The 19,121-nt window shown below is 73.6% G+C and carries 15 protein-coding genes; 7 read left to right on the forward strand and 8 right to left on the reverse strand.

The window, feature by feature from the left end; genetic code table 11:
* The first annotated feature begins 11 nt into the window (after positions 1-11).
* From ACIQBJ_RS29665 to ACIQBJ_RS29690, 6 genes are all read left to right on the forward strand, one after another.
* Complete coding sequence (locus tag ACIQBJ_RS29665; protein WP_400716601.1) at positions 12-983, forward strand: ABC transporter permease; 972 nt, start codon at positions 12-14, stop codon at positions 981-983.
* Positions 980-1,969 carry an ABC transporter permease gene (locus ACIQBJ_RS29670; RefSeq protein ID WP_400716603.1) on the forward strand — a complete coding sequence of 330 codons (990 nt, stop codon included), beginning with the start codon at positions 980-982 and terminating at the stop codon, positions 1,967-1,969. The genes ACIQBJ_RS29665 and ACIQBJ_RS29670 overlap by 4 nt, the downstream gene beginning before the upstream one ends.
* Positions 1,966-2,949, forward strand: coding sequence for an ABC transporter ATP-binding protein (locus tag ACIQBJ_RS29675; protein ID WP_400716605.1), 984 nt, complete (start codon positions 1,966-1,968; stop codon positions 2,947-2,949). The genes ACIQBJ_RS29670 and ACIQBJ_RS29675 overlap by 4 nt, the downstream gene beginning before the upstream one ends.
* On the forward strand, positions 2,946-3,962 hold the full coding sequence (locus ACIQBJ_RS29680; protein WP_400716607.1) for an ABC transporter ATP-binding protein: 1,017 nt from the start codon (positions 2,946-2,948) through the stop codon (positions 3,960-3,962). The genes ACIQBJ_RS29675 and ACIQBJ_RS29680 overlap by 4 nt, the downstream gene beginning before the upstream one ends.
* Positions 3,963-4,210: 248 nt before the next feature.
* Positions 4,211-6,541, forward strand: coding sequence for a collagenase (locus ACIQBJ_RS29685; protein ID WP_400716609.1), 2,331 nt, complete (start codon positions 4,211-4,213; stop codon positions 6,539-6,541).
* A 124-nt stretch (positions 6,542-6,665) separates the two neighbouring features.
* Positions 6,666-8,453 (forward strand): glycoside hydrolase family 36 protein, encoded by a 1,788-nt coding sequence (locus ACIQBJ_RS29690; RefSeq protein ID WP_400716611.1) that lies wholly within the window; start codon positions 6,666-6,668, stop codon positions 8,451-8,453.
* Between the two features lie 3 nt (positions 8,454-8,456).
* On the opposite strand, the gene ACIQBJ_RS29695 is transcribed toward ACIQBJ_RS29690, so the two are convergent.
* From ACIQBJ_RS29695 to ACIQBJ_RS29730, 8 genes are all read right to left on the reverse strand, one after another.
* Positions 8,457-8,831 carry a hypothetical protein gene (locus ACIQBJ_RS29695; RefSeq protein ID WP_400716613.1) on the reverse strand — a complete coding sequence of 125 codons (375 nt, stop codon included), beginning with the start codon at positions 8,829-8,831 and terminating at the stop codon, positions 8,457-8,459.
* A 110-nt stretch (positions 8,832-8,941) separates the two neighbouring features.
* Positions 8,942-9,373 carry a roadblock/LC7 domain-containing protein gene (locus ACIQBJ_RS29700; RefSeq protein WP_400716615.1) on the reverse strand — a complete coding sequence of 144 codons (432 nt, stop codon included), beginning with the start codon at positions 9,371-9,373 and terminating at the stop codon, positions 8,942-8,944.
* A 40-nt stretch (positions 9,374-9,413) separates the two neighbouring features.
* On the reverse strand, positions 9,414-10,607 hold the full coding sequence (locus ACIQBJ_RS29705; RefSeq protein ID WP_400716617.1) for a hypothetical protein: 1,194 nt from the start codon (positions 10,605-10,607) through the stop codon (positions 9,414-9,416).
* Positions 10,607-10,957, reverse strand: a complete 351-nt coding sequence (locus ACIQBJ_RS29710) for a hypothetical protein (RefSeq protein WP_400716619.1) — start codon at positions 10,955-10,957, stop codon at positions 10,607-10,609. The genes ACIQBJ_RS29705 and ACIQBJ_RS29710 overlap by 1 nt, the downstream gene beginning before the upstream one ends.
* A gap of 232 nt (positions 10,958-11,189) precedes the next feature.
* A complete protein-coding gene (locus tag ACIQBJ_RS29715) occupies positions 11,190-12,488 on the reverse strand; it encodes an MFS transporter (RefSeq protein WP_400716621.1) in 1,299 nt (432 codons plus the stop codon).
* Entirely contained in the window at positions 12,485-13,111 is a 627-nt protein-coding gene (locus tag ACIQBJ_RS29720) for a helix-turn-helix domain-containing protein (RefSeq protein ID WP_400716623.1), read from the reverse strand. Before ACIQBJ_RS29720 ends, ACIQBJ_RS29715 begins: the two co-directional genes overlap by 4 nt.
* 82 nt (positions 13,112-13,193) lie before the next feature.
* Entirely contained in the window at positions 13,194-15,551 is a 2,358-nt protein-coding gene (locus ACIQBJ_RS29725) for an immune inhibitor A domain-containing protein (RefSeq protein ID WP_400716625.1), read from the reverse strand.
* A 62-nt stretch (positions 15,552-15,613) separates the two neighbouring features.
* Complete coding sequence (locus ACIQBJ_RS29730; RefSeq protein WP_400716627.1) at positions 15,614-17,716, reverse strand: prolyl oligopeptidase family serine peptidase; 2,103 nt, start codon at positions 17,714-17,716, stop codon at positions 15,614-15,616.
* Positions 17,717-17,892: 176 nt separating this feature from the next.
* On the opposite strand from ACIQBJ_RS29730, the gene ACIQBJ_RS29735 reads away from it, so the two are divergent.
* Positions 17,893-19,107, forward strand: coding sequence for an aminotransferase class V-fold PLP-dependent enzyme (locus ACIQBJ_RS29735; RefSeq protein ID WP_400716629.1), 1,215 nt, complete (start codon positions 17,893-17,895; stop codon positions 19,105-19,107).
* Positions 19,108-19,121 lie beyond the last annotated feature (14 nt).

A 19,121-nucleotide genomic window follows, 5' to 3' on the forward strand; every position in this document is an offset into this window, starting at 1 on the left:
TGGAGTCCACCATGACCACCCCGCTCGCCCCGGCTCCGGCCGGGGGAGCGGGGGCCCCGGAGGCCCCCGAGAAGGCCCCCGCCGCCCCCGCCTCCCCCTGGGCCCTCGCCCTCCAGAACGTCCGACGCCGGCGCACCGCGCAGATCGGCCTCGGCATCATCGTCTTCTTCGTCCTGGCCGCCGTCCTCGCCCCGGTGCTCACCGCGATCAGCGGCACCGAACCGGACACCATCGACAAGAAGTCCATCGACCCCTACCTCGGCGGCCTGCCCCGCGGCGACTTCGGCGGCATCAGCCCCAAGCACTGGCTCGGCGTCGAACCCCTGCTCGGCCGCGACATCTTCGCCCGCCTGCTCTACGGCGCCCAGATCAGCCTGTTCGTGGCCTTCAGCGCCGCCCTGCTGATCACCCTGATCGGCACCGTCCTCGGCATCACCGCCGGCTACTTCGGCGGCCGCGTCGACGCCGTGATCAGCCGCTTCATGGACGTCATGATGTCCTTCCCCAGCCTGATCTTCATGATCGCGCTGCTCTCGGTCGCCCGGGACGTCAACCGGGTCGCCCTGCTCATCGGCGTGATGTCGGTCTTCTCCTGGCCCTACATCGCCCGCGTCGTCCGCGGCCAGACCCTCTCGCTCAAGCACCGCGAGTACGTCGAGGCCGCCCGCGCCAGCGGCACCACCGACCGGCGCATCCTGTTCGGCGAGATCCTGCCCAACCTCACCGGCACCATCATCGTCTACATCACCCTCGCCATCCCCGGCCTGATCGGCACCGAGGCGGCCCTCACCTACCTCGGCGTCGGCATCCGCCCGCCGACGCCCTCCTGGGGCCAGATGATCTCCGACGCGGTGCTCTACTACAAGGTCGACCCGATGTTCTTCATCCTGCCCAGCGCCTGCCTGTTCCTGGTGGTCCTGGCCTTCACCCTGGTCGGCGACGCGCTGCGCGACGCGCTCGACCCGAAGGGCAGCCGGACGTGATCGGATTCCTGCTCCGCCGGCTCGCCGCGATGGCCGCCACCCTGCTGGTCATCTGCGCGCTCACCTTCACCGTCTTCTACCTGCTGCCCAGCGACCCCGCCGCCCAGTTCTGCGGCAAGGACTGCTCCGCCGACCGGATCGAACTCGTCCGGCAGCAACTCGGACTGGCCGACCCCCTGATCGTCCAGTTCTGGCACTACCTGGTCGGCATCTTCGCCGGCCAGACCATGGGCACCGGCCAGTACGCCGTGCACTGCGGCTTCCCCTGCTTCGGCTACTCCTTCCAGTCCGCCCAGCCCGTCTGGGACCTGATGATGGACCGGCTGCCCACCAGCGTCGCGATGGCCCTCGGCGCGGCCGTGCTCTGGCTCGTCCTCGGCGTCGGCACCGGCGTCGTCTCCGCCCTGCGCCGCGGCACCTGGCTCGACCGCACCCTGATGGTCGGCACCATCGGCATCGCCGCCCTGCCGGTCTACTTCACCGCGATGATCCTGCTCTACCTGTGCGTCGTCGGACTCGGACTCCCGATGAACCCCGGCTACGTCGCCTTCTCCGAGAACCCCGGCGAGTGGTTCGGCCACCTGATCCTCCCCTGGATCACCCTCGCCCTGCTGTACGCCGCCATCTACGCCCGGATGACCCGCAACTCCGTCATCGAGACGATGGCCGAACCGTACGTCCGCACCGCCCGCGCCAAGGGCCTGCCCGAACGGCGCGTCGTCGGCAAGCACGGCCTGCGCCCCGCCCTCACCCCCGTCGCCACCATGCTCGGCATGGACCTCGGCGGACTGCTGGCCGGCGCCCTCATCACCGAGTCCATGTTCAGCCTCCCCGGCGTCGGCAAGCTCTTCGCCGACTCGCTCAACAAGTCCGACCAGCCGGTGATCATGGGCGTGACCCTGCTCGCCTCCTTCTTCATCGTCAGCTCCAACCTGGTCGTGGACCTCGTCTACGCCTGGATCGACCCCCGGGCGAGGCTCTCATGACCGAACCCCTGCTGGCCGTCGAGGACCTCCAGGTCCGCTTCCGCACGGCCGAAGGCACCGTCCACGCCGTCAAGGGCGTCGACTTCACCGTCGAACGCGGCCGCACCCTCGGCATCGTCGGCGAATCCGGCTCCGGAAAGTCCGTCACCTCGCTCGCCGTCATGGGCCTGCACCGCGGTGCCACCGTCACCGGCTCCGCCAAGCTCGACGGCACCGAACTCATCGGCGCCGACGACGAGCAGTTGCGCCGGCTCCGCGGCCGGAAGATGGCGATGGTGTTCCAGGACGCCCTCACCGCCCTCCACCCCTACTTCACCGTCGGCGACCAGATCGCCGAGGCCTACCGGCAGCACTTCGGCGGCAGCCGCAGACAGGCCCTCGCCCGCGCCGTCGACGTCCTCGGCGACGTCGGCATCCCCGAACCCGCCCGCCGCGCCGAGGAGTACCCGCACCAGTTCTCCGGCGGCATGCGCCAACGCGCCATGATCGCCCTCGCGCTGTCCTGCGAACCCGACCTGATCATCGCCGACGAGCCCACCACCGCCCTCGACGTCACCGTCCAGGCCCAGGTGCTCGAACTCCTCGTCCGCCTCCAGCAGGAACGCGGACTCGGCATCGTCCTGATCACCCACGACCTCGGCGTCATCGCCCGGGTCGCCGACGAAGTCCTCGTCATGTACGGCGGCTCCGCCGTCGAACAGGCCACCGCCGACACCCTGTTCGCCCGCCCCCGGCACCCCTACACCCGCGGCCTGCTCGACTCGCTGCCCCGCCTCGACGCCGAGGACGACGCCGAACTCCGCTCCATCCCCGGCAGCCCGCCCTCCCTGCTCGCCCCGCCCGCCGGCTGCGCCTTCCACCCGCGCTGCACCGTCCACGCCGCCAAGCAGGACACCCGCTGCACCGGCGAACGGCCCCCGCTGCGCACCGTCGACCCCGGCCACCGCAGCGCCTGCGTCCTCGATGAGGTGACCGCATGACCACCGAGACCGCCGTCACCACCGGACCCGCCGACGGCCGCACCCCCGACGCCCTGCTCAGCGTCCAGGACCTCGGGATGACCTTCCCCGGCGCCCGCGGCGCGCTGCGCCGCCTCCCCGGCGTCCGGGCCGTCGACGGCGTCACCTTCGACGTCCGCCCCGGCGAGACCCTCGGCCTGGTCGGCGAGTCCGGCTGCGGCAAGTCGACCACCGGACGGATGCTCGTCCGCCTGCTCGACCCCACCGCCGGCACCGTCCGCTTCCGCGGCCAGGACATCACCCGCACCCCGCAGGGGCGGCTCCGGCCGCTGCGCGGCAAGTTCCAGATGATCTTCCAGGACCCGTTCGCCTCGCTGAACCCCCGGCAGACCGTCCAGCAGATCATCGCCGCCCCGCTGCGCGCCCAGGGCGGGAGCACCGCGAAGATCCGGGCCGAGGTCCGCGACCTGGTCCGACTCGTCGGCCTCGCCCCCGAACACCTGGAGCGCTACCCCCACCAGTTCTCCGGCGGCCAGGCCCAGCGCATCGGCATCGCCCGCGCCCTCGCCACCCGCCCCGAACTGGTCGTCGCCGACGAACCCGTCTCCGCGCTCGACGTCTCCATCCAGGCCCAGATCGTCGGCCTGATGGAACGCCTCCAGCGCGAACTCGGCGTCGCCTACGTGTTCATCGCGCACGACCTCGCCGTGGTCAAGCACATCAGCCACCGGGTCGCCGTCATGTACCTCGGCCGGATCGTCGAGATCGGCGACAAGCAGCAGGTCTACGACAACCCCGCGCACCCCTACACCAAGGCGCTGCTCTCCGCCGTCCCGCTGCCCGACCCGGCCGCCGAACGCGCCCGCGAACGCATCGTCCTGCTCGGCGACCCGCCCAGCCCCGCCAACCCGCCGAGCGGCTGCACCTTCCACCCCCGCTGCCCCAAGGCCCAGGCACTCTGCCGGACCGAGGCGCCGCTGCTCACCCTCAACACCCCCACCCGCCAGGTCGCCTGCCACTTCCCCGAGGCGTAGCACACCCGGCAGGGGTGCGGTCGACCGCACGAACAGCCGTTCCCTGGAAGCGAACTGACGGATCGTCGGGAAGCCTTCCGGGAAGTCCGGCCGCCCGCACGATCGCCCGCACCCCTGCCGTCCCCTCCCCGCATCCCCCCGCATCCCCCCGCATCCCCCCGCATCCCCCCGCATCCCCCCGCATCCCCCCGCATCCCCCTGTACCCCCCTGTACCGCCCCCCACCCCGCACCAACCAGGGAGCCCCCCATGCGCCCGACCCGAAAGGCCGTGCTGGCCGCCGCCATCGCCGCCGCCCTCGCCCTGCCCGTCCTGCAGGGCGCCCAGACCGCCGGAGCCGCCCCCGTCGCCGCGGCCGCCGCGGCCGCCCCGACCCCAGCCGCGGCCGCCCCCGCCGAGCGCGGGGCCTACGACGAGGTCGCGCACCTCGGCCAGGCCGCCGAACGCACCGGCGCCGCCGCGCCCGCGCCCGGCGGCGGCGCGCTGGGCGACCCGCACGTGCCCGGACAACTGCCGCAGCGCGACGGCCGCCCCGCGCCCACCGCCGGACAGCCCGCCGCCACCGCCGCCGGCGTCCCCTGCGACCTGGGCGGCCTGACCGGCCTCTCCCCGCAGGCCCTCGCCGACTTCCTCGCCGACCCGGCGGTCACCGAAGCCTGCCTGAGCAGCACCCTGTGGACCTGGGACGCCCGGTTCGCCACCACCATGGACGCCGCGCACGTGCAGGCCGTCGCCGCGAAGGCCCAGGCCCTCGCCGCCTCCGGCAACCCGAACCTGTACCAGCTCTGGTACTTCCTGCACGCCGCCGTCTACCACGACTTCTCGCACGCCGAGATCGACCTGACCACCGCCGACACCACCGGCGCCGTGCAGCGCGCCATCGACGCCTACCTGGCGGCCGGCCACGCCTTCGACCCGACGCCGGCCGCCGGCCTGGTGATGCGCGAACTCGGCACCACCGCGACCGCCCCCGGCATCCGGGCGAACAACCTGCCGCTGGTGAAGAAGGTCCTGGCCCAGTTCGCCCCCGGCACCGCGCTCGCCGGCTCCTGGGAGTGGGGCGGCGCCGCGCTCTCCGCCCTGAACATCAACTACCTGGGCATCTACAACCGCGACGACGCCTTCAAGGCCGCCGTCACCGCCGACCCCGCCTACCGGGCCGCGTTCCGGGCGTTCGCCACCGCCGGACACCTGAAGGGCACCCAGAACGACTGGCTGGCCCGCGACGCCATGGGCGAGTACGGCCGGTTCGGGCAGATCGACGCACTGACGGCGCAGATCACCGGCGAGATCGGCGGCCTGCTGACCGACACCGGGGCGACCTTCGGCACCTACTCGGGACCGTGGATCAAGGTCGTCGGCTGGGCCAACACCTACCAGGTGTGCGCCCAGTACGACGTCTGCACCGACAAGATCGAGGCCCGGCTCTTCCCCCGGACCTACAAGTACGACAACGGCGCGATCGAGGTGCACACCGCCCTCGACAAGGCCACCGTCGACCGGATGTACTACGCCAGCAAGCAGGTCAAGACCCAGTTCTTCCGCGTCCTGGGCACCGACGTCCCGCTGGCCGGCGACACCAACGACACCCTGCACATCCACCTCTACGCGACCCGCTCCGACTACGAGGTCTACCACCCCCTCCTCACCGGGATGGCCACCAACAACGGCGGCATCTACATCGAGAACGGCGCCACCTTCTACACCTACCAGCGGACCCCCGCCGAGTCGTACCTCACGCTGGAGGAACTGTTCCGGCACGAGTACGTGCACTACCTCAACGGCCGCTGGGCGGTGCCCGGCTACTTCGGCGACCCGCGCTGGTACGCGAACGACCGGACCACCGCGATGGACGAGGGCACCGCCGAGTTCTTCGACGGCGCCACCCGCGACCAGGGCATCGAGGTCCGGCAGGCCCTGGTCGCCGCCCTCGCCCGCGACGAGGCCGCCGGCATCCCGCGGATGACCGTCGACCAGCTGCTGCACGCCCGCTACGACGACACCCCGGCGTTCCACTTCTACAACTACGCCGGCACCTTCTTCGAGTTCCTCTGGACCGCCCACCCCTCGCTGCTGCGCGAGATGTACGGCTACCAGCGCGCCGACGACCCGGCCGGCTTCGACGCCTGGCGCACCCGCCTGGGCGCCGACCGGAACCTGAACGCCGAGTACTCCGCGTTCCTCGACGCGCAGATCAAGAACGTCGACCGGCTCGACGTCCCCGAGACCGACTTCACCCCGAACGGGTCCCTGCAGTACGCCTACCCGTCCGAGGTCCGGGCCGCGTTCGCCAAGGCCACCTACAACACCCCCGACTGCAAGGACAACGGCGACTGGGACAACAAGCCGATGCGCTTCGTCTGCACCGGCCGGATCACCGCCAACCTGTCCGCCTCCGGCAACCCGGACCAGGTGTTCAAGGACATGTCCGCCACCGTCGACTACTTCATCCTCGACCGCACCAAGGGCGTCGCCAACAACCTCGACGACATGAACTGCTGGTTCGGCAAGGTCGACGTCTGGACCGGCGGACAGGCCGGCACCGCCGACTACACCTGCGAGGGCCCGCTCCGCCGCTGAGCACCCCCGCCCCAACGCCCCCGCCCCGACCGGCCGTTCGACCGCTTCCGCGGCCGGCCGGGGCGGGCCCGCCCCGCGCCCGCGGGCCCTGCGCGCCCGCGGACCCCCCGAAAGGAACCACCGCGTGACCGCGCTGTCCTGGGACGGCTCCGCGCCGTCGTCCGGCCTGACCGAGACCACCCGCACCGTCGAGGCCGGACCGCTCGCCCTCGGCGTCACCGCCATCGGCGGCGACGCGGCCCCCGCCGTCACCGTCACCGCGACCGGAACCCCCGGCGTGCTGCTGATCGAGGCCGCCGCCACCGGCCCGGACACCCGGCTGCGGATCTCCTGGCAACTGCCCTGCACCGGCGCCACCGGCTACTGGACGCCCCACACCAACGCCCGCTGGCTGCCCCCGAGCTGGGCCCTGCCCCGCGAGGCGTCCCTGCCCAAGGGCGCGCCCGTCGGCAGCCTGGTCGGCCCCGGCGACGGCGCCCTGTGCACCTTCGCCGTCGGCGAGCTCGTCCGCCCCGTCACCATCGGCGAGGGCGCCGTCGAGGAGACCGGCCGGTTCAGCTGGTGGGTCGAGCACGACGGCCCGAAGCTCGCCCTCCGCCTCGACCTGAGCGGCCGCCACTTCGCCGACACCGTCCGCGAGTGCGCCGACTGGTGGGCCGGTCTCGCTCCCGCCCGCACCGTCCCCGCCGCCGCCTTCGAACCGGTCTTCTGCACCTGGTACGCCCTGCACCTGGCGATGACCTCCGCCGACGTCGAACGGCTCGCCACCCTCGCCGCCCCGCTCGGCTTCCGCTCCCTGATCGTCGACGACGGCTGGCAGACCGACGAACGCACCCGCTCCTACGCCACCACCGGCGACTGGCAGCCCGCCCCCCGGGACTTCCCCGACTTCGCCGACCACGTCCGCAAGATCCAGGGCCTCGGCCTCAACTACCTGCTCTGGCACGCGATCCCGTTCGTCGGCGACCGCAGCGAAGCCGCCCGGGAACTCGCCGGGCACACCCTCGCCCACCTGCCGCTGCTGGAGACCCACCTGCTCGACCCGCGCAGCCCCACCGTCCGCGCCCACCAGGTCGACCGGCTCGCCGCCGCCGTCGAGGAACACGGCGTCGACGGCCTCAAGGTCGACTTCATCGACACCTTCGCCCGCAAGCCCCAGCCCGGCGCCGCCCCCCACACCGGCTCCCCGGAAGCGGACTGCGCCACCGTCGCCGAAGGCGTGCAGAAACTCCTCGCCGAACTCGACACCCGGCTCCGCGCCACCCGCCCCGACGTCCTGATCGAGCACCGCCAGGACTACATGGGCCCCGGCCTGTGGCCCTACGCCGACATGGTCCGGGCCACCGACTGCCCGCACAACGCCGTCGAGAACCGGGTCCGCACCGCCGACCTCCGGCTCACCGCCGGCCCGCTCGCCGTGCACGCCGACCCGCTGACCTGGCACCCCGACGAGAGCCCCGAGCAGATCGCCGTCCTGCTCCAGTCGGTGCTGTTCGCCACCGCCCAGGTCTCCGTCGACCTCGGCGCCCAGGGCGCCGACCGGCTCACCGCCGTCGCCTTCTGGCTGAGCGTCATGAAGGAGCACCTCGACCTGCTTCAGCGCGGCGAACTGCGCCCGCACCGGCCCGAGTTGGCCTATCCGCTGATCGAGGCCCGGAACGGTGCCCAGCTGGCCTTCGGCCGCTACGCCCCGCTGCCGGTCCGGGCCGCGGGGGAGTGGGAGCTGCTGCTGGTCGCCAACGCCGACCAGGACACCCTGGTCCGGATCGAGTTCGACCGCGCGCCCGGCACCGTCGACCTGCTGGTGCAGGACTGCCTCGGCGGCACCGTCGCCCGGGCGCAGACCCCGGTCGGCGGCACCGAACTGTCCGTCCGGGTGCCCACCGGGGGTCTGCTCACCCTGCGCAGGTAGGACTCAGATCTCCAACTCCGGTTCGATCCGCTTGAGCTGGTGCCGGGCCATCGCCAGGTTGGCCCGGTTCCGGTCCAGCGCCAGGTACAGGAACAGGCCCTTGCCGGTGCGCGAGGTCAACGGGCGGATCAGATGGTACTGGGTGGAGAGGCTGATCAGGATGTCCTCGATCGCCTCGTTCAGGTTGAGCAGCTCCATCGCGCGCAGCTTGGCCCGCACCACGTCGGTGTTGCCGGCCGCGGCGACGTTCAGGTCCAGGTCCGCCCCACCGCCGATGGTGCCCAGCGCCATCCCGCTGTTGTAGTCGACCAGGGCCACGCCGATGGTCCCCTCGATGCCGCTCATGATGTCCTTGAGCGCGGTTTCGACACTAGCCATTTTCTCCGAGTACCTCTTTCTGGAAAGGAACTGACGGCCCGTCAGGTCGCGCGACCTGCGGGTGGGTGGAACAACGGTGGGGGAGACGACAGTGGGGGCGGTGTCGGCGGTCAGGAGGGCGTCCGGTCCAGGTCCGCGTCGGCCAGGGCGGCTATCCGCACCCCGGCCCGGCGGGCCTCCAGGTGCAGCCGGCCCACATTGGCCTGCGCACCGGCCAGCAGCGTCAGCACGGTGTACGCCCCCGCCGCGTACGTCGCCGTGTAGCCGCGCTCGCCGCGGGTGATCAGCTCCCGGAAGGCGCCCTGCCCGGTCGCCTCGACGAGCCGCGCGCCCACGCCGAGCGCGGCGGCCGTCAGCGCGGCCACGCTCTCCGCCTCCAGCGCCGCGGTGTCGTGCGCCACCACCAGCCCGTCGGTGGTGGCGACCAGCGAACCGGTCAGGTGCGGGATGCGCGCCCGCAGGCCGCGCAACTCGGCCTGGACCTCGGCCTCCGGCAGCACCGAGGGCCTCCTGGCGGTCAGTTGTCGGAACGTCCGCTTCATGACGGGACGGGCAGGCAGGGACGACGGGTGGTCGGACATGTCACAGAGCCTCCAGAGCGGCGCGTAGTCGGAGCAGCAGGCCCACCTCCGGGTCCGAGGGGTCGTAGGAGCGCGGACCGGGCGGCAGCAGCACGTCCGGCAGCGCGGGCTCCGGCACGGCGACCGGGGGCGGGTCGAGGACGGCGGGAGCCGGCCGGCAGGCTGCCAGCAGCCCCGCCGCGGCCAACTGCCGGACGTCCAGCAGCGTGCCGAAAGTGGAGCGCCCCAGCAGCCGGGCCAGCTCGGGCACCGTCCGGGAGCCGTCCGCCGCCGCCAGCAGCGCCTGCCGGCGGCGGCGCGGCACCGCGGTGCGCCGGGTCGGCTCGGCGCCGGTCGGCAGCGGCGGCACCCGGTCCAGCTCGGCGGACGGCCAGCAGGCGTCCAGCAGGGCCCGGCGGCGGCCGACCGCGCCGCGCAGCTCCAGCACCGACAGCGGGCGGGCCAGCCGGAACGCCGGGCGGGCCGCCGGGTCGAAGCGCAGCTCGCCGCCGTGCTGGGCCAGCGCGTCCTGCGCGCCGTCCAGCGTCGCGGCCAGCCGGGCGAGTTCGAGCTCGCCCGCGCCCAGCAGGCCCGCGCCGAGCAGGCGCTCGGCGAGCCCCTCGCCGGTCGGCGGCAGGGCCTCCTCCCAGGCGCGCACCGTGATCCGGCCCGCGCCCACCAGCAGGTGGCCCACCGACGCGGCGTGCGGGGACTCGGCGTGCACCACCAGGCCGCCCGCCAGGTGCACCGCGCCGTCCGGGCCGTGCAGCGCGCCGGTGGCGCCCTCCGCGGCCAGGTCGGTCAGCGCGGCCTCGAAGGTGGTGGCGGGCGCGCAGCTGGAGCGGCGGCGGCGCGGCAGCGGGGCGGCGTGCGTCCGCCGCGGCCGCGGGGCGGGGGCGGACGGCGCGGGCACCGGGGGCGCGGCGGGCACCGGCTGCTCTGCGGAGGGTCGATCGGTGAACGGCTGCTCGGTGAACGGCTGCTCGGTGAACGGCCGCTCGGTGAACGGCCGCTCGGTGAACGGCCGTACGTCGGCCGGGCGTTCGGCGAACGGTTGGGCGACGAAAGAGAGTTGGGGCGCGGCGACCGGGGAGGCCACCAGCAGCGGCGGCACCCCCGGCGGCACCGAGGGGGGCAGCAGCGGCCGCGGCGGGACGGCGACGGCGGTGACCGCCTGGACGGGCTGTGGCGGGGCGAGGGTGTCGGCGGGCCGCATCAGGAGAGCACCAGCCGGTCGGCGATCGCCGCGAGCCGCAGCCGGGCCATCGCCAGGTTGCCGGCCTCCCGGTCGAGCCGCAGGTAGAGGAAGACGTTGGCGTCGAAGGACGCGGGGACGAAGCGCAGCAGGTGGTAGTTGCCGGCCGAGGTGACGATGACGTCCTCGGCGGGCGGGGCCCCGGTCTCCGGGTCGGCGAACGAGGGGGTCTGGGTGACCGCGCGGGCGAGTTCGGTGGCGTCGGCCGCCCCGACCTCGTGGTCGCCGTCGGGGCCGAGACCGGCGGTGCCTATCGCCAGGCCGTTGGTCCAGTCGACCAGGCTGACCCCCAGGGCGCCGGTGATCCCCATGGCTTCCGCAAGGCACTCCTCGATCCCGGGCACGTACCGCCTTCCCTCCCCACCGTGCGGCGGGCACGGCGCGTCGCTGCCACCGCGCTCACCTGCGGTAGTCTGACCAGGACGCAACGCTACCGTCGGCACCCCGGGAGGACGAGACTTTCCGGCATATCCATCGGGCATATGCGCGAATGCGCTATGGTGCCCGGCCCGTTGAGCCCCCGTCAGGTCCCGTCGGCCCTCGTCAGGCCCCTTCGGGCTCCGCCGCCGCCGCTCCGGGCCCGGGCAGTTCGCGCATCCGCGGGATCGGCGAGAACAGCACCCACAGGCCCGAGGCGATCGCCCCGACCGCCGCGATCCACAGCGCCGGCCGCAGCCCCAGGGTGCTGCCGAGCAGACCGCCCAGCAGCGAACCCACCGGCCGCACACCGTAGTTGACGGCCTGGTAGGCACCCGAGACCCGGGACCGCAGGGCGTCCGGGATGCAGGCCGCGAAGATGCTGCCCGCCGTGATGTCGAGGATCATCACGCCGATGCCGGACAGGAACTCGGCGCCGAACAGCAGCGCCGCGCCGCCCGCCGAGCCGCCCGCCATCGGGACCAGCAGCAGCGGCGCGGGGAAGGCCACCAGGCCGAACAGGAAGGCCGGTCCGACGCCGATCCGGGCCGCCAGCCGCCCGGTGAGGGCCGCGCCGATCAGCGTGCCGACCGCCGCGGCCGACAGCACCGCGCCCAGCAGGCCCGCGCTGAAGCCGAGTTCACGGGTCGCGTAGAGCACGAACAGGGCGCCGACGACGAAGGTGAACAGGTTGACGGTGGCGGTGCCGAGCAGCGCCGCCCGGACCACCGGGTCGCGGCGGATCCAGCGCATGCCCTCGGTGGTCGAGCCCTTCCCGGGCGCGGCCGGCGGCGGCTCGACCGGGTCGATCCGGCGCAGGAACAGCGCCGAGGCGACGAAGGAGAGCGCGTCCAGCACCAGGGTCAGCGGGGCGGCGAGCAGTTGGACCAGCAGGCCGCCGAGGCCGGGGCCCGCCACGTAGGCGGCGGCCCGGCTGCCGTTGATCAGCGCGGTGCCGCGCAGGTACTGGTCGGCGGGCACCAGGGCGACGAACAGCGGCGGGTTGCAGACGTTGAAGAGGACCGAGAGCACGCCGGTCAGCAGCACCGCCGCGTACAGTTGCCAGAGCGTCAGCAGGCCCGCGGCCCAGCAGGCCGGGACGGTCAGCAGCACCGCGGCCCGCCCCAGGTCGGTGGCGATCATCACCCGGCGGCGGTGCCCGTAGCGGTCCGCCCAGCCGCCCGCGTGCAGCGACAGCAGCAGGTAGGGCAGGTAGCCGGCGGCGGACAGGTAGCCCATCTGCGCGGCGTCGGCGTGCAGCGCGGTGGCCGCGATCAGCGGCACCACCAGCAGGGTGATCTGGTCGCCCAGCGAGGAGACGGTCTGCCCCGTCCAGTAGCGGCGGAACGCCGGGTCGTGCAGCAGTTCCGGTATCCGGCGGCGGAGCGGGCCGGCGGCGGCGGGGCGGGTGTCGAGGGCGGTCACATCCGCTCCCCGGACTGCTCGGGCCGCTCGGACTGCCCCGGCTGCCCGGGTCGCGTCATCGGCACGGAGAGCTGGACCAGCAGCACCGGGCGGGAGCCGTCCGGGCGGAGCGCCGGGTCGTCCGCCCGGTCGAGGTAGGGGCGCGTCAACTCGGCGACCTGCCGGTCGAGTTCGGTCAGCTCGGCGGCGGTGAGGTGGAGCACGGTGTCGCCGTACCCGGCGGCCTCGCGCCACTCGGGGGCGTCCGCGGCGCGGTGCGCCAGCCACTCGACGGCGCGGGCGAAGTAGGTGTCCAGGACGGCCCGTTGCAGCGCCTCGGTGGCGGCGGCCTGCTCGGGGTCGGCGGGGGAGGCGTCCCAGCTGGTGAAGACGGCGGTGGCGCGCCAGGGCTTCTCCCGGCCGCGCCCGCCGCCCGCCTCCTCCACCAGCCCGTACTTGGCGAGCTGGCGGAGGTGGAAGGAACAGCTCGCCACCGATTCGGTGCCGAGCAGCTCCGCCGCGCGGGTCGCGGTCAGCGGACCCTCGCGGCGGAGCAGGCCCACCAGGGCCATCCGGGTGGGATGGGCGTACGCGCGCAGGGCGCGCGGGTCGGTGAGCCGGATCTCCGGCGGCTGCTCGCTCATGTTCTAAAGCTAGCTTTAGAAAGAACTCTTTACAAGCCCTGGGCGAGCGGGCGGCCGCCGGAGTGTCGGATCGTTCGCGGGCTCAGGAGGCCGGACCCACCTTGATGGTGGTGAGCTTGCCGCCCTGGGTCTCGCGGACCACCTCGATCCTGGTGTTGGTGTCCGGCACCTTCACCCCGAGCTGCGGGATCGCCGGGTCGGTGTAGACCCCGGTGTGGTCGTTGAACACCGGCACCGCCGGCTTGGCCGGGACCTTGGTCGCCACGCCCGCCTTGTGCAGGGTGAACGCGGTGGTCGGCTTCAGCGAGAAGGTCGCGTCGTACGGCTGCGACCGCCCGTTGGTGACCGTGCCGTCCGCGAAGCGCTGCGCCTGCGGCCGGGCGTCGACCGGCAGGATCAGGCCGCCGCCGAGGTGGTCGACCGTGTTGTTGTCGCCGTAGGCGGTGTCCCACAGCCAGACCAGGACACCCTCCTGGTACGGGTAGGTGTCGATCACGTTGGTCTTGCCCGTGACGCCCGAGTACCCGAAGTTGTACGGGCCGGTCTGCAGGAAGGAGCCGTAGCCGGTGTAGCGGCGGTTCTCCACCAGGTACGCCCGCGGGTGCTGCTTGACGGCGTCCTTGCCCTGGATGACCGAGAAGCCGACCTGCGCCCAGCCGTCGGCGCCGCCGTTCTCCGCGCCGTCGGCGAGCAGCACCGTGCCGCCCGCGGTCAGCTTGACCGCGTCGACCAGCACGCCCTTGCCGTGGGTGTTGGAGTCCGAGGTGACGTGGAAGCGCACCTGCACGCTCTTGCCCAGGTAGGCGTCGAGCGGGATGTGCAGCTGCCGCCAGGCGTTGGAGGTGCCGCTCAGGCCCGGGGTGAGGGCCGTGGTGTCACCGATCGGCTGTCCGTCGACGGTGCCGTGCAGCGGCGTCCAGGTCTTGCCGCCGTCGGCCGAGGCCTCCACCGAGAGGAAGTCGTAGTCCTGCTCGATGTCGTACCAGGTCGCCGCGTCCAAGGCGGCCGGGCCGGTGGCGCCGGTCAGGTCCACGGTGCGCGACAGCGAGGCGTCCATGTTGTCGCCGGTGTCGCTCCACCACTGCTTGCCGCCCTCGAACGGGGTGGCCAGCGAGGTGGTGGTGCTGCTCGGCGGCAGGTGCACCAGGACGGCCTGCGCCTGGTCGGTGTTGTAGCCGCTCACGCCCAGGGTGTGGCTGGAGCGGGTCGCGGACTGCGCCTCGTCGTAGTCGAGCCAGCCGAGCTGCAGCTTGCTCCACGCGTCTAGGTCGCCCGGGTACTCGCCGGTGGTGTTCTTGCCCCGGCCCAGGTACGAGGCCGAGGACATCAGCGACCAGAAGCTGACCGAGTTGTCGCCGCCGGTGGTCGGGTACAGGTCGGGCAGGCCGATGTTGTGGCCGAACTCGTGCGAGAAGAGGCCCACGCCGCTGTTCTCGCCCGCCTGCACGTAGTCGTAGACGTACAGCCCGGTGTCGCCGACCGGCGCGCCGCCGATCCTGTTCCCGGCCGGGCCGGTCTGGCCGGACGGGTCCGGGAAGTCCCAGCTGCGGTGCGCCCACAGGGCGTCGGAGCCCTGCGCGCCGCCGCCCCAGGTCTCGTCGACGCCGGCGTGCACCACGATCACGTTGTCGAGGTAGCCGTCCGGCTCGTCGAAGTTGCCGTCCTTGTCGTAGTCGTAGCGGTCCTGGGTGTCGTACTGCGCCAGTTCCGCCTTGACGTCCGCCGCGCTGCGGCCCTTGGCGATCTCGCCGTCGTACCAGGCCTTGGTGGCGTCCCGGACGAACTCCTGGGCCTGGGTCCAGGCGCCGCCGCCCTGCGGGCCCTTGTTGGAGCCGTAGCGGGCCTCGTTCCACGGCACGGTCACCCAGTCGGTGACGGTGCCCTGGATGTCGTACCGGCCCGAGGACTGGGTCCGGTAGTAGTTGCGCATGGAGTTCGCGCCGGGCGTGCTGTCGAAGAACATCTTCTGGTAGTAGTCGCGGCTGAAGTCGCGCTCCCAGTAGGTGTGCGTGTCGTCCTTGCCCGGCTTCGGGATCGCGTTGTGCTGCGGGCCCGGGGTGCCGCCGTAGCGGGCCTGGCCGTTGTACTGGGTGGTGTTGTCGACCTGGTCGCCGAACTGGGCCAGGATCACGAACACCTTGTCGGTGCGCTGCTTGGCCAGCTGGACGTAGTCGTTGCCGACCTTCACCTTGGCCGGCGCGGACTTGCCGTTCTTGGCGACCTTGCCCTGGTTGACCTGCTGCAGGGCCTGCGCGGTGAGGGCCTGCCGGGCCTTCTCCTGCGGCGGCAGCGGCGACTGCGGGGCCTCCTGGCCCTCCGGCGCCTGCTCGGCCGTCAACTGCGGTGTCTGGACAGAGGGTTGGGCGAACGCCGGGACGGCGGTCAGCGCTATCGCGCCGGTCGTCAGCGCGGCCATGAGGGCCGTGGGGAGTCTGCGCAAGTGACGTGCTCCTCAAGGAGAGTGGGTAAAGGGATGAGCGGTAATATTTCACATGTCATCTGCTACAGGGAAGGGGTCGCGCCGAACTCCGGGCCCAGGCCCAACTTTTCCCGCAGGAAGGCGAGTTCCGCCGTGGCGACCCGCTCCAGCGCCCCGTCCGGGAGCATGTGGCTGACGCCCGACAGCGGCAGCACGCTGTGCGGCCGGCCCGCCCGGGTCAGCGCCGAGGACAGCAGGAGGGAGTGCGAGGGGTGCACGTTGTCGTCGGCCAGGCCGTGGATCAGCAGCAGCGGCCGGGACAGCCCCGGCGCGTCGTCGACCAGGCAGTCCGCCGCGTACCCCGCCGGGTTGTCCTGCGGCAGGCCCAGGTACCGCTCGGTGTACGCGGTGTCGTACAGCCGGAAGTCGGTGGGCGGGGCGCCCGCGCAGGCCGCGTGGAACACGTCCGGACGGCGCAGCACCGCCAGCGCCGCGAAGTAGCCGCCGTACGACCAGCCGCGCACGCCGACCCGCTCCAGGTCGAGGTCCGGGTGGGCGGCGGCGAGCGCCTGCAGGGCCGCCACCTGGTCGTCGATCGCCACCTGCGAGAAGCGGCGGAAGATCGCCCGGGTGAAGTCCGGCGAGACGAACGGGGTGCCCCGGTTGTCGACCGTCACCACGGCGAAGCCCTGGTCGGCCCACCACTGCTTGAACTGCCAGCGGCGCGGCTCGTTGGCGATCACCTGGAAGCCCGGGCCGCCGTACACGTCCAGCAGCACCGGCAGCTTCCGGCCCGCCGGGTGCCCGCTCGGGTACAGCACCGCGGCGGGCAGCCCGTGCTCGGTCACCCGGGACAGCAACGGCTGTGGCCGGTAGGGGAGTTCGGCCGCCAGGTCGGGGAAGTCGACGCTCCCGGCGGAGGTCCGCAGCTCGCGCCGGACGCCGTCCAGCGAGGCCGAGGTGAGCAGCAGCACGTCCTCGCCGTGCGCGGCCACCGCGTGCACGCCCCCGCCGCCGGTGAGCTTCTCCAGCGCGCCGGTGTGCGGGTCCAGCAGGAAGACGTCCTGGTCGGCCGGGTCGCCGTCGCCCGCCTCGATCAGCAGTCGGCCGTCCCGCCACGGGCCGACCACCCGGCGGACCTGGAGCCGCTCGTCGGTGAGGATCTTGCCGTCCAGTGCGACCCCGCGCGCGGCCGGGGTGTCGGCGGAGGTCAGCACCCGGCCGTCGGCCAGCCGCAGCGGCGTGCCGGGCAGCGGGTCCACCCAGAACTCGTCGACCGTGCGGCTCAGTTCGCGGGTGGCGCCGGTCGCCGGGTCGGCGGTCAGCAGCAGCACGTTCTGCTGCAGCCGGTCCGCGACGGTCAGCAGGATCTCGCCGTCGCCCTCCCAGCCCGCCGCCATCAGGTACGGGAACTCGACGGTGTCCCAGCGCAGTTCCGTCCGGGCGCCGTCCAGCCGCAGCACCCAGAGCCGGACGTCCGCGTTCGGGCCGCCCGCCTGCGGGTAGGCGAAGGACTCGGCCGGGCGCTCCGGGTGCTCCGGGTCGGCGAAGTGCCGCAGCGGCAGCGCCGACTCGTCCACCCGGGCGGCCAGCACCGCGGTGCCGTCCGGCGCCCACCAGTGGCCCCGGGTGCGGCCCAGCTCCTCCTGCGCGGCGAACTCGGCCACGCCCCAGAGCGCGCCGTCCGCCGGGCTGAGCCGGCCGCCCGGGGTCAGGTGCAGGGCGCCGTCCGCGACGTACGCGACGGTGTCGCCCGCCGGGTTCGGGCGCGGGTCGAACGCGGGCCCCGCGACCGGGAGCTCGGTGCTGGTGCCGGTCGCGGTGGCGCAGCTGAACACCCGGCCGTCGAGGGCGAAGACGGCGGTGCCCAGGTCCGCGGTCGCGGCGAAGGACCCGATGCCGGGCGCCCACAGCCTGATCCGCTCGCGCAGCCGGCGCTCCAGCGGCGGCAGTGCGGCGGCCGCCCCCGTGCGGGCCGGGTCGATCGCCACCGGGTCGGCGACCAGGCGCTCCTGATGGGTCGTCAGGTCGTACAGCCACAGGCGCTCGACCGGGTCGGTGGACCCCGTGGAGCGCAGGAACAGGGCGTGGCTCGCGTCGGCGGCGAGGGTGACGGCGCGGGGCGAGCCGTAGCTGAAGCGGCCGGTGGCGGCGCTCAGCGCGAGGTAGGGGTCGGTGTGAGTCACCCGCCGATGGTTGCCGTGCCGGGGGCCGTTCGGCTAGAAGTATGCAGTGTGAAATGTCACACAGCATGGAGAGGGTGGCGATGACGAATTCGGGGAACCGGGGCCCGACCGCACGGGCCGGGGCGGGCGCAGCGGGCACTGCGGGCACTGCGGGCACAGCGAGTACTGCGGGCCCGGTGGGTGGTTCGAGCGCGGTGGGCGGTGCGGCGGGGGCCGGGGGCTCGGCCGGTGCGGACCGGCTCGCGCCGCTGCGCGGCAGCAGCACGCTGTTCGGCCTCGACCCGGGCGTCGCGCACCTCAACCACGGCTCCTACGGGGCCGTCCCGGTGCCGGTCCAGCGCCTGCAGGGCCGGCTCCGCGCCGAACTGGAACGCGACCCGGACGGGTTCTTCCTGGAGGCGCCCGAGCGGGTCGGCCGGGCCCGCCAGGAGATCGCCGCCGCCCTCGGCGGCGACCCCAACCGGCTCGCGCTGATCACCAACGTCACCGAGGGCGTCGCGATCGCCCTCGACACCGTCCCGCTCGCCGAGGGCGACCAGGTCCTGGTCACCGACCACGGCTACGGCGTGGTCACCCGGGCCGCCGAGCGCCGGGCCGCCGAGAGCGGCGCGAGCGTGCACTGCGTGCGGCTCTCCCCGCACACCCCCGACGCGGAGTCGGTGGCCGAGCGCGTCCTGGCCGCCGTCACCCCGCGCACCAGGGTCGCGGTCCTCGACCTGGTCACCTCGCCCACCGCCCGGGCGATCGCCACCCCCGCGCTGCTCGCCGCCCTGCGCCAACGCGGCGTGACCACGGTGGTGGACGCCGCGCACGCGCCCGGCGCGCTGCCCGTCGACCTGGGCGGCGCGGCCGGCGGCGCCGACTTCTGGGTCGGCAACCTGCACAAGTGGGCGTTCGCCCCGCGCGCGACCGGCGTGCTGGCCGTCGACCGGCAGTGGCGGCCCCGGGTGCGGCCGCTGATGTTCTCCTGGGAGCACGACCGGGGCTTCCCCTGGCGGGTCGAGTGGCGCGGCACCTTCGACTACACCCCCTGGCTGGCCGCCCCGGCCGGGTTCGCCCTGCTCAAGCGGATCGGCGTCGAACAGCTCCGCGAGCACAACGACCGGCTCGCCGCGCACGGCCAGCAGCTGCTGGTCGAACGCGCCGGCCTGCGCGCGCTGCCCGCCCTCCGCGGCCTCGGCATGCGCACCGTCCGGCTCCCCCCGGGCGTCGCGGAGGACGAGCACGGGGCCAAGGCCCTGATGGTGGCCGTCCGCCGCACCCTGAACACCCGGATCGCCGTCCGCCCCTGGCCGGGCGGCGGCATCCTCCGGATCAGCGCCCAGCTCTACAACCGCCCCGCCGAGTACCTCCACCTCGCCGACGGCCTCGCCCACCTGATCACCCGTTAGCCCGCCGGGAGGCC

This window comes from Kitasatospora sp. NPDC088391, assembly GCF_044753345.1.
Lineage (GTDB): Bacteria > Actinomycetota > Actinomycetes > Streptomycetales > Streptomycetaceae > Kitasatospora.

Excerpts from the sequence above, each read along its gene's own strand:
- ACIQBJ_RS29665 (WP_400716601.1), top strand. The coding sequence starts at position 12 with ATGACCACCCCGCTCGCCCCGGCTCCGGCCGGGGGAGCGGGGGCCCCG.
- ACIQBJ_RS29675 (WP_400716605.1), top strand. The coding sequence starts at position 1,966 with ATGACCGAACCCCTGCTGGCCGTCGAGGACCTCCAGGTCCGCTTCCGC.
- ACIQBJ_RS29680 (WP_400716607.1), top strand. The coding sequence starts at position 2,946 with ATGACCACCGAGACCGCCGTCACCACCGGACCCGCCGACGGCCGCACC.
- ACIQBJ_RS29685 (WP_400716609.1), top strand. The coding sequence starts at position 4,211 with ATGCGCCCGACCCGAAAGGCCGTGCTGGCCGCCGCCATCGCCGCCGCC.
- ACIQBJ_RS29695 (WP_400716613.1), bottom strand. The coding sequence starts at position 8,831 with ATGGCTAGTGTCGAAACCGCGCTCAAGGACATCATGAGCGGCATCGAG.
- ACIQBJ_RS29700 (WP_400716615.1), bottom strand. The coding sequence starts at position 9,373 with ATGAAGCGGACGTTCCGACAACTGACCGCCAGGAGGCCCTCGGTGCTG.
- ACIQBJ_RS29705 (WP_400716617.1), bottom strand. The coding sequence starts at position 10,607 with ATGCGGCCCGCCGACACCCTCGCCCCGCCACAGCCCGTCCAGGCGGTC.
- ACIQBJ_RS29710 (WP_400716619.1), bottom strand. The coding sequence starts at position 10,957 with ATGGGGATCACCGGCGCCCTGGGGGTCAGCCTGGTCGACTGGACCAAC.
- ACIQBJ_RS29720 (WP_400716623.1), bottom strand. The coding sequence starts at position 13,111 with ATGAGCGAGCAGCCGCCGGAGATCCGGCTCACCGACCCGCGCGCCCTG.